The sequence below is a fragment of the Chryseobacterium sp. genome (assembly GCF_008831505.1).
Taxonomy (GTDB): domain Bacteria; phylum Bacteroidota; class Bacteroidia; order Flavobacteriales; family Weeksellaceae; genus Marnyiella.
In genome coordinates, this window is sequence record NZ_CP044507.1 from 1,672,405 (window position 1) to 1,686,166 (window position 13,762).

Sequence of the window (13,762 nt, forward strand, 5' to 3'; positions counted from 1 at the left end):
CCAGGATTATCCCTGTTTATTATCCCTTCGGGATGACCGAAGTGAAGAGACAGGGCAAAAAGAAACAGTGACAAGTGCGGCTACCTTACAACGCCGTCATCGGGAGCGGAAGGAACTGGAGCGAAGCAATCCCTGAATGAATAGTTAACCTCCTAAGTTGGGGATTCCTTTGGTGGCTGTCCCGACTGCCGTCGGCACAACCAACGAAGCAATGACATGACACGTTTGGTTAAATTTATTATACACTTAAATAAGGCCAGTCAGATTCCTGCGGAATGACAAAGAGGCTGCTGAATTTTAGCAGATTATTGAAAACGAATCTGCATTTTCTCTTTAAAGTTCGCTCTTAACCCCGCAGTCCGGCGGCCGTTTTGACCGCCATGTGCAAGGCCGTTATGAAGAAACTTTATTTTTTAATCACCTTGCCGGTAAGGGTACCTTTTTCGGTTTCAACCTTTACCATATAGGTGCCTGTGGCCAACTGACTCATGTTTATCCGGTTGCTGCCGCGGTTGAAGGCTCCTTTACTTACGATTTGTCCCGTCATGCCGTAGATCTCCCAGGATTTTGGGGTGTCTTTGGTGCTAACCTGCACTTCATCCTGTGTGGGATTGGGGTAGAAGGAAATATGGCTGTCCAGTTCTGTTTCGGTAGTAGCCATGGCGCTGCAGGCCGATTTTGCCAGCTTGGCTACGTAAAATTGTGACTTTCCGTTTGCATTATAGGAAATCGTAGGGATATTGTCATTGGGATCCGTAAAGATATCCGAATGAAAATACCCACCTACTACATAGTTTCCGTCATTATCCACCGCCACGGAGGTAAGTTCATCAGCGGTACCGTAAGCACTCAATATCGGATGCAGTCCAATGGCATTACCCGTGTCTTTGTTCAGTCTTACCAGCAGCGAGTTGGGTTGGTCGTTTTGCGGGCTGGTTACTGAAAAACTGTCCCAAATTTCGTTTAGGGTGGTACCTTTTACAAATGCGATCTCATTAACGTTTATGGCAAGGCGTGCTCTCATGGATCGCGTAAAACTAGAGTCCATATTGTTACTTGTAGGTATTTTAGTCCATAGTATGTTGCCGGATGGATCCATTTTCATTACAAAGTTCTGTTGGCCGGGTTGTACATAGGGAAGAGGAGTGGTTCCAAAGGTTGCGGCTGGTGTACCAATGTGAAAATATCGGCCAGACAGATAGATGTTGGAATTACTGTCCTTTATAAGCGAATAAATTTTTTCGTCTGGAGACGTGTTTACGCTTCCGTTAGCCGAAGTAGTAAATTCCTTTCGCCACACTTCAGTTCCTGTGCTTCCATCGAATGCCAGCACGTAACCGTCATTTGAAAGTGGAGTGTCATTGTAACTCAAAGGCTGGTAGTCCTGAAAGCTTGCACTTGTGCTGCCCGCAACATAATATCTGTTTAATACTTCATCATAAAGCATTTGCACTTTACCTGAAAAAATGCCGGGAGATAGAAAGCCGCTAATTGGCAACAGTAAGGGATTGGGCGCAGGGGTCATATTACCGTTATCATAATTGAATTTTATCAGGTAGTACTGATAAGCGTTGGTAAAATTTGCCGGAACGGTAATGTAGTCGTTAAAATGTGTTCCGGCCAGAAATCCAACTATTGCATGAATGTTTTTTCCTGAGTCCATATACCACACACCGTTATCTGAATAATTTTGTTGCATGGCCACATTCCCCTGTAACGGTTTGCTCCAGGCTAAATTTCCGGTACTGGTATTGTACTTCAGTAAATAGGAAGTTTTGAATCCAGGATCAGTGGACGCTCCGTACGGATAGGTTAGTTGGATCTTGGGTATAGTGTGGGTAGGATCAAAATGTATAGGTTCCATTGTAGATGGAGAACTTGCTTCCACCTGGTTAAAAGCGTTGAACATCATATAGAGACCACCCTCATTATCCACCGCCAGTTTCCATGCATTTTCACTATCACTATACCCGCCTATGGTGGTGGACCAGCGGAGATTCCCCTGACAGTCCAGAGAGAAGAGCAGAAGATCCTTTTGGTGATAAGAGGTTACAGCAGTACCGTTAATATTTGGATTCTGTGGATATATAGCGGTAAGATGGTAGGAGTTATTGTTATTGTCCACTACCACATCGCGAATCATCTCGTCTCTGGTTTCGTAAAACCCCGATCCACCTGCGGAACCTGTATCACCGCCCCCGGCTTTGGCCCACTGCCAACTATAAGTTTGGGCAGTAGCGAGGGTGGTTACAGTGGTGAGGAGTAAAAGGTAAAGTTGTTTTTTCATATTTTACTGTTTCTGTATTTGCGTTATTTAGTGAGGTTTTATACAGGTTTGTTGTACTTCTAAAGGTTCTTTATACACTTTATTAAAGCCAGTCAGATTCCTGCGGAATGACAAAGAGGCTGCTAAATTTTATCAGATTATTGTAAACGAATCCAAATTTTCTCTTTAAAGTTCGCTCTTAACCCCGCAGTCCGGCGGCCGCTTTGACCGCCATGTGCAAGGCCTTATGAAGAAACTTTATTTTTTAATTACTTTTCCGGTTAGTGTCCCTTTTTCGGTTTCCACTTTTACCATATAGGTGCCTGTGGCCAGATGACTCATGTTTATCCTGTTGCTGCCGCGGGTGAATGCTCCTTTGCTTACTATCTGTCCCGTCATGCCGTAGATTTCCCATGATTTTGGGGTGATTTTGGTGCTAACCTGCACTTCATCCTGTGTTGGGTTGGGGTAAAAGGAAATATGGCTGTCCAGTTCAGTTTCCGTAATAGACATTACGCTGCAGGCCGATTTTGCCAGCTTGCTCAAAAAGAACTGTGATTTGCCGCTGCCTGTAAGGCCGTTCATGCTGGGAATCCCGTCATTGGGATCCTCGAAAAGAATACCGTGCATAAACCCTCCTAAAATATAATTACCGTCATTATCCACCGCCACTGCGGTAAACTCATCTTTGGAACCTGCAGAACTCAATATGTCATGGGTGCCCAGTACTGTGCCTGTATCTTTGTTTAATCTTACCAGCAGGGGATCGGCATTATGATTTACAGGACGTACCATAGGGAAGGAACCCCAGGTATCACCTCTACTGCCTTTTACAAAGGCAATTTCATTGTTATTCAGGGCCAGGCGACCTTTTTCAAAACGGTAGCCACCACCGGAGTTTGCGGAAAGTCCCGTAGGTATGGTGGCCCACTGTACCTGGCCTGCCGGATTAAGTTTCATTACATAAGGATTATAGTTTTCTGTTATGTAGGGAAAAGTATAATTTCCGAATGACACTGCAATATTACTGGCAAAAACATTATAGAATCCCGCGATATAAATATTGGAATCCGCATCCTTAATTATATCGAACACGCAATTGTCATCCGGTATATTGTTAGGATTTGCAGTAGATACAAATTCCTTGCGCCACACTTCAGCTCCGGTGGTGCCGTTAAAGGCCAGCAGATAGCCATCTTCTGTAAAAGGAGTGCCTCCGTAGGAGAAATCGGAATAAGTGAAATTTCCATACTGCATTCTTTTGCCGGCCAGATAGTACTGGTTTACTCCTGCAGTTCCGTCATATAATAGACTTACTTTACCTTCGCTATACCCCTGAACTATAAAACCCGTAATTGGTAACAGTAAGGGATTTGGGTCAGGGGTCATATTGCCGTTGTTATAATTGAACTTTATCAGGTAATACTGATAACTGCTCGTAAAGCTGGCAGGGACGGTTATAGTCCCGTTAAGATGTGTACCAGCGGCAAATCCGACAATAGCGTGGATGTTTTTGGACGAATCCATATAAAATATTCCACAGTCTGAGGAGCGTAAGGCGGAGGTAACATTACCCTGTAACGGTTTTTGCCACTCCAGATTACCGTTTGCCGTACTGTATTTTAACAGGTATGCGGTCTTCAGACCCGGGTCCGGAGTCGTGGTATCGGTTTGTGATATCTGTATTACAGGTATGTGATTGGCAGAATCAAAATGCAGCGGTACATAAGTAGGATTACTTGCATAGGCTCTGTTTTGAAATGTTCCCATTATATAAAGCCCGCCATTATTATCCACCTCGATATTCCAGCTTTGCTGCACAGCGGTTGTACCACCAATATTTCGTGTCCAGCGTACATTTCCCTGGCAATCGGTAGAGAACAGAAACAGATCCTGTCGGTCATAATTATTTACGGCAGTTCCGTGTAAGGTAGGACTTGTTGGGTTCATGGTAGCCAGGTAGTAATAATTGTTCTGATTGTCCACCGCGATATCCCGTATGCTTTCGTCTTGTGTGTAATTAAACCCCGAACTGGTTGAGCCCGTGTTTCCACCACCGTATTTTGCCCACTGCCAACTGTAGGTCTGGGCAGTGACCGATATAGTGGACAATAATGTGAGCAGTAAGTAAAGTTGTTTTTTCATTTCAATAATTTTATCAGTACAAAATAGTAATTTTTTCAATAGGGTAAAGTTTTAAGTCATAAATAGGTTTGTCAATTTCACAAAAAAATCAGGTGCCCTCCGCAGAGGGCTACCTGAAGTAAAAAAAAGAAACGTTATTCTTTAAGTAATTTGCTTTGCAGTGCCTTACCGTCGGTAATTACACTTACAATATACACACCCTGCAGCCAGCCGTTCAGCGGTACCGTTATTCCGCCTTTTGCTGCATTCAGTGTTTTGCGGAACTTCACATTTCCGTTGATGTCATGGATAATAACCATCTTCGCTACAATTTTCTCATCACCCGTGTTATAGCTGATCCGCACCTGTTCTCTTGCAGGGTTAGGACTGAGAATAATCGCTTCAGCCGTGTTTTTCTGTGCTGCCATCCTGTTTTCCGGTTTCGAAAATTCGATCGGATGTTTAAATTCACAGAAAGGGCTTTGGAAAAGGATATCATCGCCACCACCACTGAATCCAGCCATCGGATAGAAGAGTAGCGGATTTACATTGAAATCATAAGAACCGCCCGGCGGTATGGTTACGCTGGAAGGAACGTAAGTTCCGTAGCCGTTTGCACTTACAATGCTGAAGGTTACAGCAGTAGAGCCATAATTGTGAACTTCTCCGTAAATCAGGTATGGGTTTCCCCCTTTAACCTCTTTAATGTAGCCGTCTGTTTTGCATCCTCCTGCTTCACAGTTTTCAGGATCCGGCGCTACGTTCATCATACCTGAAGTTACCGTACAGCCGCCATTGCTGACGGAAAGCTGGTAAGTACCGGGCTGGTTGGGCTGCCAGAGCGGCTCAATGAATCCGCTTCCGTTGCTTAAGATGTGCCCGTTGTGCAGCCAGGACCAGTCTGCATAATCCCCTCTTGGGCCAATGATATAACCCTCGTCACGTGGGCAGCGTTCAAAACAGCCTGTAGGGAAGATCCACATCAGACTTTCAAGGCTGTGCGGAACCATTTCGTCCGCCGTGGCGGAGCATCCGCTTGGCCCGATATAGGTTACCTGGTAGGCGCCACCTACTGAAACCTGAATGCTTTGTCCCATCATACCGTTGCTCCAGAGATACGTGCCGGTGGCAGGGCCGTTGGCTGTCAGCGTTACCAGATAGGGAGTACACTGGTCTACGGAGTAGGTGACAGACGGAGCTGCCGGCGGATTGCTTACTGTAACTGTAAAATCTTTGTAAATAGTGCAGTCTCCGGTGGCCGGATTACCGACCCTTAACCTGTAGTTGTAGGTACCAGCAGTCAGTACACCTGTATCAAAACTAATGGGTGTGCTGGTACTCCAGGCCTGCAGCACACTTCCGTTGCCGTCCTCCCACTGGTGGGCGAGCGCCGGGTCAGCAGTGATGCCCATCAGTGTAGTTGAACTGCCGGAACACAAATTGGCTTTGCCACTAATGTTTACAAATGGCTTCTGCTTAATTACTACGTTTACCGGACTGGCCGCCAATCCCTCATCTTTACAGCCATTAGGCGCGGTAAGGACAGCCCAGTAACTTCCGGACTCGGTTGGGGTAAAACTTCCCGTTGTGGGCGCTCCCGCCACAGGTGTGCTGCCATTCATCCATGTATAACTGATGGGTGCGACAGTTCCAAACTGCACATTATAAGTAATTGGAGTCGCAACACTTCCTTCACATATATTATAACTACTTGGTGATAAATAGTTGTTAGAATCAAAGCTTGCTTCAGAAATTGTGACGGATCTCTCATAAACATAAGTACATCCGTATGGTGATTTTGCATGCAGTTTTATCAATCCGCTCCAGTTTCCGTTAATGGTAATCTGCGTTGGCAGGTTGCTACTGGGAACAAAAAATGTTCCGTCAAATTCCCATTTATAACTGTTTGCACTGTTATAGTTCGGAATAGTAAGCGTAATGGTTTCGCCTTTACAGAACTGGGTTCCGGGGTTGGCAAATGCCACATCCGGGATAGGCTGCAGGGTAACGGTTTTGGTTACACTGCAGGTAGGTTCGCCGGGCAGACTAAGCTGCAGGGTAAAAGTATAGGTTCCGGGTGCCAGATTGCTGAATGTAGCAGACTGTAAGCCCTGGCCACTATACTGGGTGGCACTGCCAATTTCACTGTAGGTATAGGTAATGGCAGCAGGGTTAACATCAAACATGGTAGAGCCGTTGTGCACCACAACATTGTAGGTAGACTGCGTGCTGTCACAAAGCACCTCAATACTCAGTTTGGGTTCGTACCGTTTAATGATAGTTGTACTTGTGCTGGTTAAGCAGCCATTATAGTTAAGGACCGCCGTTGCTGTATGCGCGCCTGCTACGTCGACATTGAAAGTGGCACTCTGAGTTCCCTGGCCGCCGGTTAAAGTCATCAGCGGGCTGGGCATCCACGTAATGGATGTCGGGCTGCCAATGCCGGTTACACTTGCTGTAGCAACATTACATGTATTCCCCCAGTCGCCTGTAGCCACAGGATTGATTCCGGCCGGAAGCGGACATGGGTTGGGGTTACAGTTGTTGTTATTTACAGAAACAGCCTGCGAAACAGCTTCGCAACCGTTAGCATCCTGTACCACAAGAAAGTAGGTTCCATACGGAGTGTTACTGCTAATGGTGTAGTTACTTGCTGTAGCTAGCGCGATTGGATTTGTAAGAGTATTTAAATACCACTGGAAACTTACAGAATTGGTGATCCCAGTGGACACATTACCGTATAAAGTAATGGGCTGGTAATTGTTAGGATCACAAACGGTATAGTTATATCCCGGCGTAACGGTAATCTGTGTTTTTGGGAATACCGTAAAACTCGCACTTGCCGTTGCTTTGTAATTGGGGCATAAGCCGACGGTTAGCGTAGCTGTTACATTTTCCGTAATGGTGGCTGAAGGATTGAGGCTGTTGTTTATGATGTAGCCATTATTGGGAAATGTATAGATTCCGCTGGTCTGGTAAGCTAAAGGCGGAGTTGCAGTTCCGTTGGAAAAAGTAAAAATCATTGTCCCGCCTGCATTTGCCAGTGAAGAATTTACCTGAAAGGTCAGCGTATCACCCAGGCACACAGGACCCGGATTAACAAATGTAAGTGTAGGAGTCACCAAAATCTCAACCTGAGTTGTAACAGAATGGGAAGTCCCACATTTAACCACAGTCAAGACAAGGTCAGCATGCGTATTACCACCGCTTACTTCATTAAACTGAATGATAACATTATCCGGGTTGGAAGGATCTGGCAGGATACTGCCGAAATTAGCCAGCGTTGCTCCTGTAACAGGATGCACAAAGGACCATTGTACCGTGTCCGGATCAATGTTATTATAATTTACACTGAAAAGTACTGAACTGCTGGGGCAGAACGGGCCAGTCTGTGCCGGTGTGACGGTAATGCTGCTCAGGTCTATGGTATTTACGGTGAGTTGTGTTGCGTTAGCGGAAGTACAGCCCAGTTGGTCATTGGTCTTATTTCTAACTTTTACAACATAAGGCGCTGCCCCCGCATTAAATACCACAACGACACTTTGTCCTGTATTTCCGCCTTGTATTACTCCGTTGGTCACCTCCCAAACAGGAAGCATGCCCGGATCGACACTGCTTAAGGTATAGGTGTAAGGAATTCCCGCACAAACATTCATCTCGCCTGTAATGGTTCCGGAAGGAGCCGCCGGAGTTTGGGTCACTTTAATTACCCGTGGTTCTCCAGCACATCCGCCCGGTTTTGTTGCCGAAACGATATAAGTTCCCGGTGTTGGGAACGAATACGCTGCCGAGATTCCCGTTGTAGTATAGACGGTAGAATTGTTTAGTGTAATGTTCCAATTCACAGGTACACCGGGGTTGCTGTTGAAAGTTTGCGCCGTTCCGGCACAGATTTCATCAAGTCCTCCCGTGATTGTAACCGGTTCTTCTACGACTATGGTAAAGGAAGCTTCACCCGGACATTGCAGCAAAGTATTATAATATGACGAGGACAATGTGTAGGTACCCGGTACAGATGCTCTAACATAAACTTCGTTTCTGTTGGCAGTATACGTCAGTTCTGCATTGCCCGGTCCCGTAATTCCCCAAAGAAAATTGGTTGTGGGCCACTGTGGCAGGGTATACAAACTTTGCTCTCCAGTACAAATTCCGTTATCACCCTGTATTTCTGCATGCTGCAATACCACAGGAATTTATACGGTAGTCCAGGCTGAGCAGCCACATTCCGATTTGTACATTACATAACCGAAACCGTCAGCAGGATCTACCTGATCCCATAACACCTCAATAATGTTACCGTTTTGATTAACAATAGTTCCTCCAACTACATTCCAGTCTCCCCCGCATACATTGTTAGCAATATATTTTTCCGTGCTCCCTTCACATACAACTGATTTACAGGTTATATCAATTGGAGGTGCAGACTCTACTTCGATGTCCATTTTGTAGACCTGGGATTTGCAGTTACAGCTGTTTGTCACCGTAAGAAAAACAGTATATGTCCCTGCCTGCGTAAAGGTATAAGAAGGTTCATAAGCAGTAGAGAAAATTTCATCTATTCCCGGCCCCTGTACAGCCCATTCGTAATGAACAATGGCAGATCCCCCATTATCATCACTCAGATTATCAAAATACACCTGTGTATTAACACAAACCTGTGGTTCCTGTCCCAATGCCAACTTAAAATTGGCATTTGGGCGGTTGATTTTCTGCAAACATAAAGTTGAGGTTTGCTGCGTATTGTCAGCGTAGGTTACGGTAATCTGCAATGAAGCGCTTCCATGCGCACCCCATTGCACAGTTGCGGAGGAATTACTGCTGGATGTGATATTTCCTCCAGCTGCACTCCATGTAACCTGAGCAATGTTATTGCCCTGTACAGAATATACTACAGTACTCCCCTCACATACTTTCTGACAAGCCTGCCCAGGTGGCAGACTTTCAAAAACCACCCCGTTTCCGGGTTCCCTCGGGTCTTTAGGATCTTCAACTTCTGATCCGTATTCAATGCATCCTACCTGCGTATTCCAGGTTAAAGAAGCGCTGTTACTTTGGGCCAGTCCCCAAAAAGGCAGAAACAAAAGCAGCCACAGCAGCAGCCACTTTTTTCCTGAACGAACTTTCTGACAGTCGTTTTTTTTCATGTTAAATAATTTGAGTTTGTTCTCAGGACTTTCCTGAGATGAATGGTTATTGTGATTTATACTTTAGCTGCAGATCAGGAGTTTCACGCCGGACCATTTGCCCTGTACAATCAACTCTGTAAAAGTTTCCCGATTTCAGTAAAAGGACAGGCAATGTAACCCAATCCTGCAGGTAAATATTTTTTATTAAATCTATGATGTTTCGGCTGAATTCACCAAATATCGCCTCCCATGACAACGGTAAATTCTTAAAAAATAACGGTAAAATCTTAAAAATTTTTAGGACTGATCATCTAAAAAACCGCTAAAACAGTAACATAAGAGCGGATATGTTTTGTTAAATGCAGATAATACCAAAACTGTTTTTTAAAAAAGGAATACAGTGCGGAAAGCTGCAATTATTAGTACGAGATTATAAATTAAAGGGAACGATCGGCGGGCGATAAGTATCAAGAATATACTCCAGTTATACAGATAACGGGATGATCCGTCGCCTCTATTTTCGAAAGTCAGTGTGAAAAAGTTTTATGGGTCCAAATTAACAGTTATCTTTATGAAATTGCATGCAGCTGAACAGAATTTACCCAAACAACTCTAGAGTATATTTTCCAGAAAAGTAATCAACAATTTGTCCTTCGGAATTCCTATTATCTCCAATCTATGTACGAAACCCTGAAACACTTTATCCTCATGCGACAACCTACCGATGAGGCAGCGCTGCAGCGCATCTTTGCGTGCTTTAGTGCGGTGAAGACGGCACGGCGCGAGATTTTGCTGGACCGGAACCAGGTGTGCCGGCATTATTACTTTATTAATTCGGGCGCCATGCGCATCTTTACCACAGATCAGAACGGGAATGAAAGCTCGCGCTACTTCGCCTTCGAGGGTAACTTCATCACCGCACTGCCCAGCTTTATAGACCAGCTGCCTGCAGAGGAATACCTGCAGAGTATTGAGCCCTCGGATCTGCTGCGCATTGGCCGCGCCGATTTCTACGAACTGGTGGCCACCGAGCCCGCTTTTGCGGCCATCTACACTGAAATCCTGGAACTGGGATTCATTAACGCACAGAAAAGAATCTACGGTTTCCAAAGCTTTGATGCCGAAGAAAAGGTAAAATGGGTGATCCGTCACCAGCCTTTGCTGCTGCAGCGCCTGTCCAACAAAATGGCGGCAACCTATCTGGGACTTTCACCTTCTACCCTGAGCCGGATTAAATCCAGACTTTAAGGAAAACGTTGACCTGGAGCAACATTTTCTTCGTCACGGCAAATTACCTTTGCTGAAATATTAGTATGAAAATGTACCTGCCCTTCCTGATGCTGCTGTCCACACTGGCTTTGGCACAAGGCAGCCCGGAGCATACCCCGAAACCGCTTGCCACTTTGGTAAAGCCGGCGGATCATCTGACTTTGGAGGCTGCGCTGGAACTTGCAAAGAGGAGTACTGCTAAGGCTGCGCAATTGGATAAGCAAGTCTCCATAGCCGTGCTGGACGCCTCCGGAACCGTTATCCTGCTTATGCGCGGTGACGGTGTAGGTACTCACAATACCGAGGCCGCCAGGCGCAAGGCCTACACGGCGGTATCCACCAAAACAAATACGCTTACACTCCTGAGGAACGCCCGAGCCAACCCGGACACCCAAAATCTGAACACCCTGCCCGAGCTCCTGCTCCTGAGTGGCGGTGTACCCATTTGGTACCGCGGTAATATAATAGGCAGTCTAGGTGTGGCAGGTGGCGGCAGCCCTGAAAATGACGACGCGATCGCGCGTGCGGCCGCTATTCCGGAGAAAGGAATCTTAACATCCAAATAATCTGAAAATAATCAATATGAAAAAAATGTTTTTTACTGCTGTCTTTGCCGTCCTGTCGGTTATTGCTTTCGGCCAGACGCACAGCCATCAGCTTTCCAGTCACATCCTGGATGTGTCGCGCGGAATGCCCGCCAGCGGCGTAAAGATCCGCCTGGAAAAGCAGGTGGCCGGCTCCTGGACTTTTGTAGATGAAAAGACCACCGATGCCAACGGCCGGATTACCGATTTCCTGCCGGGAAATACATCCAACGGCATCTTTAAACTGACCTATCTGGTGAGCGATTACTTCAAAAAGAACAATACAGAAAGCTTTTACCCATTTATTGAGGTGGTTTTCCAGATCCGCGACGGGCAGCACTATCATGTTCCCATTACGCTCTCGGCCTATGGCTACTCCACTTACAGAGGAAATTAGAGGCGGCAAAGTAGGTATCAAATTAGCACCCTCAGCGTAACATCATTAACCTATTAACTGAAAAAACATGAACAAGCTGATCCACTTACTCTTTGCAGCGGCACTTGCCACAGGCTGCAACGCCGGCAAAGCGTCCGCAGAAAAACCTACATTAACCGGCACCTGGGAAATGCAGGAACTTCAGGGCCAGAAACGCACCACCGGGAAACCGGTCTATATTGACCTGACAGCGGACAGGAAACTAACGGGATTCACGGGCTGCAATACCGTGCGCGGAAACTATACCGCAGACCTTACAAACAACCGGCTAAGTCTGGAGGGCCTGGCCAGCACGCGCATGACCTGCCCGGACCAGCAGGTGGAAAATGATGTGACCGGAGCCCTGCGCAAAACTGCATATTTTGTACTGGAAGACGGAATCCTTAACTTACAGTCGGAAAACCGTACAACCATGGCCCAATTCAAAAAGATCGACCATCCCGACGTGGTGAATAAATACTGGAAACTGACCGTGCTGGACGGCAAGCCGGTAACCATGGAGGCTGCCCAGGAGCGCGAGGCGCATTTCATCCTGAAGAGCGACGGCAGCCTAAGCGGATTTGGCGGCTGCAACAGTTTCAGCGGTTCCTATGAACTGAAGGAGAGCAACCGCATTGACTTTGATGAAAATATGGCCGTGACCATGCGGGCCTGCCCGGAACTAAAGCTGGACGAGCGCGCTTTCCTGAATGTATTTTATAACGCGGACAGTTACGTGCAGGATGGCGACAAGCTGTCGCTGAAAAAAGGCAGCACTACCCTGGCGGTCTTTGAGGCGGTTTATTTCTGAGTAACCGTGGCGTAAAAGGCGATTTCATAAAATAATCACAGTACAGGCAAGCACTGTTCTCCGCATAATTTGCGGAGAACAGTGCTTTTTTTCGCCGCATCATCCAAAATCTGAAATCGCCCGGCCGTAATTCAATAACTTTGCTCTAAATGTTAGCTTTTGGAACAGCCCGTTCAAATTTTTGATGCGAAGAATATTTTTGATTATATAGAAATCAAACATCCGTATCATCCGAAGAATCCGGCATTTTTAATTCTGAGAAAAGGCCTGGTGGTTTATCATGAAAATGTAGACAAGATAGAACTTAGCGGAAATCATGTGGCGCTTATTGATTCGCGGCGGGTGTACGAAATCCTGGAGATCAGTCAGGACCTGGAACTTCTGCTGGTGGCTTTTTCGAAGGAGTACACAGAGAAGCTGCCGCTGAAGATTAACCGGCTGAATGCCTTTGTTTATTTCCGCAATGAACTGGTAAGGCATTCCGGACTGGAACCCGAACCCTTTGAAAGGATATGGAAAAATGCTGACCTCCTGAAGGCGGTACTGGAAAGCAATGATGCCTCCACGCACCGTGGTGAGATCATCCGGCATTTGTTCTCTTCCACCGTTTATCAGTTTGGGGATATGATTGCACAGTCGGCACGTTTTACCAGGGACAGAATTTCCAGAAAACAGGAAATTGTGCTTCAGTTCCTGAAAAATGTAGGTGACTCTTACCTGGATGAACGTGAGGTGACCTACTACGCCGAAAAACAATTTATTACTTCCCGACATCTGTCGGCGGTCCTGAAAGCAGTGACCGGACAAACTGCCGGCCAGATCATTGCCGCATTCGTGATGAAGGAGGCCAGAGGACAGATACTTCTCCAGCCTGTCTCCGGCCAGGATCTGTGCTACAAGAACATCGTGTGAGGTTGTGAATTTCCCGTCGGAGTTATACCGGTTGGCATTCAGCAGTACCTTTATATCAAACTGCTGCCGGACGAAATATTTCTGATACAGAGAGATGGCCTTACGCCGGTTAATATTCGTAAAAATCCGGAAAACTATCCGGAAGGCGTTACAGATACTGAAGTTCGTATTTGTATATTCCTTCAGAACGTACTAGCCGGCACGGGGTTTATCGGCTTCAAGGGAGAGGATGCGGGAGTGGTAAAATATCTGTTT

General features: G+C 46.2%; 9 protein-coding genes. 4 read left to right on the forward strand and 5 right to left on the reverse strand.

Annotated elements, in window-relative coordinates:
* Window positions 1-406 precede the first annotated feature (406 nt).
* The 4 genes from F7R58_RS07855 to F7R58_RS07870 form a co-directional block, all read right to left on the reverse strand.
* Window positions 407-2,287, reverse strand: coding sequence for a T9SS type A sorting domain-containing protein (locus tag F7R58_RS07855; protein WP_158064382.1), 1,881 nt, complete (start codon window positions 2,285-2,287; stop codon window positions 407-409).
* 237 nt (window positions 2,288-2,524) lie between these two features.
* The gene (locus F7R58_RS07860) at window positions 2,525-4,411 is read right to left on the reverse strand and encodes a T9SS type A sorting domain-containing protein (RefSeq protein WP_158064383.1); all 1,887 of its coding nucleotides are present in this window, start codon (window positions 4,409-4,411) and stop codon (window positions 2,525-2,527) included.
* A gap of 134 nt (window positions 4,412-4,545) precedes the next feature.
* Complete coding sequence (locus F7R58_RS07865; protein WP_158064384.1) at window positions 4,546-8,571, reverse strand: T9SS type A sorting domain-containing protein; 4,026 nt, start codon at window positions 8,569-8,571, stop codon at window positions 4,546-4,548.
* Between the two features lie 12 nt (window positions 8,572-8,583).
* Window positions 8,584-9,534 carry a PKD domain-containing protein gene (locus F7R58_RS07870; RefSeq protein WP_158064385.1) on the reverse strand — a complete coding sequence of 317 codons (951 nt, stop codon included), beginning with the start codon at window positions 9,532-9,534 and terminating at the stop codon, window positions 8,584-8,586.
* Window positions 9,535-10,194: 660 nt separating this feature from the next.
* On the opposite strand from F7R58_RS07870, the gene F7R58_RS07875 reads away from it, so the two are divergent.
* The 4 genes from F7R58_RS07875 to F7R58_RS07890 all read left to right on the forward strand — a co-directional run bounded on the left by F7R58_RS07875 (window position 10,195) and on the right by F7R58_RS07890 (window position 12,595).
* Window positions 10,195-10,764 (forward strand): Crp/Fnr family transcriptional regulator, encoded by a 570-nt coding sequence (locus F7R58_RS07875; RefSeq protein WP_158064386.1) that lies wholly within the window; start codon window positions 10,195-10,197, stop codon window positions 10,762-10,764.
* A 65-nt stretch (window positions 10,765-10,829) separates the two neighbouring features.
* Window positions 10,830-11,351 (forward strand): GlcG/HbpS family heme-binding protein, encoded by a 522-nt coding sequence (locus F7R58_RS07880; protein ID WP_158064387.1) that lies wholly within the window; start codon window positions 10,830-10,832, stop codon window positions 11,349-11,351.
* 16 nt (window positions 11,352-11,367) lie between these two features.
* On the forward strand, window positions 11,368-11,766 hold the full coding sequence (gene uraH / locus F7R58_RS07885) for a hydroxyisourate hydrolase (RefSeq protein ID WP_158064388.1): 399 nt from the start codon (window positions 11,368-11,370) through the stop codon (window positions 11,764-11,766).
* A 67-nt stretch (window positions 11,767-11,833) separates the two neighbouring features.
* Entirely contained in the window at window positions 11,834-12,595 is a 762-nt protein-coding gene (locus F7R58_RS07890) for an META domain-containing protein (RefSeq protein WP_158064389.1), read from the forward strand.
* A gap of 249 nt (window positions 12,596-12,844) precedes the next feature.
* Here the strand turns inward: F7R58_RS07890 and F7R58_RS13145 are convergent, their stop codons facing one another.
* Entirely contained in the window at window positions 12,845-13,693 is an 849-nt protein-coding gene (locus F7R58_RS13145) for an RteC domain-containing protein (protein WP_158065425.1), read from the reverse strand.
* Window positions 13,694-13,762: the final 69 nt, after the last annotated feature.